Below are 1,410 nucleotides of genomic sequence, written 5' to 3'. Positions count from 1 at the left end.
TTTTATCATCTTTATAAAATGGGTTTTCTTCAATGATATCTAATATTTCAATGCATAATAATTTTTCCATCTTAATACCAATATATACTTCAAGCTGAGGGTTATACTGTAAGAAATGTATTACTTCACTAATACTATTAGTTTCAAAATTTTTATTTTTATCAATAAATTCAAGATGAGCCTGCCTTTCTTTTAAGCCACATTTTGTTCTAATTTCTAGTGTAGTAGGGGCTTTATTTAACCCTTCTAATTCAACAAAGTGAAATTTATCTAGTAGTTCATAATTATTAATGAAATAATTAATTAGATAAATCGCCTCATTATTTACCAACATATCCTTATTTATTAACCATTCTAAAAAGTTCTTTTTACTCTCTTTAGCGATCTTAGTAAACATTTCAATCCCCCTTTATTGGTTTTAGTATATTTTTAGTTTACACTCGTTCTATTTTTCATGCTTTTATAAAATTAGCAAAGCAGTTGTTGTCTTCTTAAAGTATTAGTTGAAACTAACAGGCTTTCCCCAATTTTGATTACTTGACTTAAATAATCAGTAAATAAAGGTAAGCTGGTAAAACCATTGTCATCAAAGTAATATTCATTACCTTCAAACTCAACAACTACATCATTTGCTTTTAAAATTCCCTCTTTTATATACATTTGTACTATCGCTATAACAATTGCATTGTTAATTTTCATTTCAGTTTTAGTGGTTAGCATTTTTGCTGTTTCTTTTTTCTTATTTAGCATTATATTTATTTGGTAATCTGAAAAGGATTCACCTTTTTTAGTATAAATTAGTCTCAAATTAATACGCCTCCTAAAATGACAAAAGCCTTTTGGGTATCAGTAAAAACTGAACTCACCCAAAAGGCTAAAAATTACATCAATTCAAAATTAATATACAATTATTGTAACATAAATTTTTAAGATTTACACTTCAGTTAATTTCATAAAGTTCTCTTACTAGCTTATTTTTTGTAAATCAACAAGAAACATTTCAAAAATTAACTCTTTATCTCCTCCCCTTTTAAACTCAAAATCCATCTGTGATAATCTATGAAGAATTTGCTGTAAGGTAGTCTCATGAAAGCCTTTTGCCTGATTCACAATAATTTTAGCTGGATATGGTTGAATACCTAACAACTTCGGAAGGTCTCTTTGTTCTGCTCCATTATGCATATGTGCTTTCGCCTCTAACATTCTTGAAAACTGTTTAGAAATTGTAGCTGCAATCATAATGGGTTCAATTTTTTGAATCATTAACTCTCTAAAAATGCTATGTGCTTCAGCAAATTGTTTTTTTCCTATTTTTTCAATAATAAGAAATGTGTTTTGCTCAAGTGTTTTCTTTACTAACAAATGTATGGTATCAGCATCTACTTTTCCTTTTTCTCCAACGTACATTGC

General features: G+C 27.9%; 3 protein-coding genes. All 3 read right to left on the bottom strand.

From position 1 onward, the window contains the following. On the bottom strand, positions 1-397 hold a 397-nt coding region (locus tag RCF13_RS09980; RefSeq protein ID WP_308141111.1), incomplete at its 3' end, for a YpiB family protein. 71 nt (positions 398-468) lie between these two features. Then, the gene (locus RCF13_RS09975; protein ID WP_016121619.1) at positions 469-807 is read right to left on the bottom strand and encodes a hypothetical protein; all 339 of its coding nucleotides are present in this window, start codon (positions 805-807) and stop codon (positions 469-471) included. A gap of 159 nt (positions 808-966) precedes the next feature. After that, a partial coding sequence (gene holA, locus RCF13_RS09970) for a DNA polymerase III subunit delta (protein WP_308141110.1) occupies positions 967-1,410 on the bottom strand: 444 nt, incomplete at its 5' end.

Source organism: Stenotrophomonas maltophilia group sp. RNC7, assembly GCF_030910085.1.
GTDB lineage: Bacteria > Pseudomonadota > Gammaproteobacteria > Xanthomonadales > Xanthomonadaceae > Stenotrophomonas > Stenotrophomonas sepilia.
Note: the sequence above shows the minus strand (reverse complement) of the source record. Positions and strands in the feature narration are given on the sequence as shown.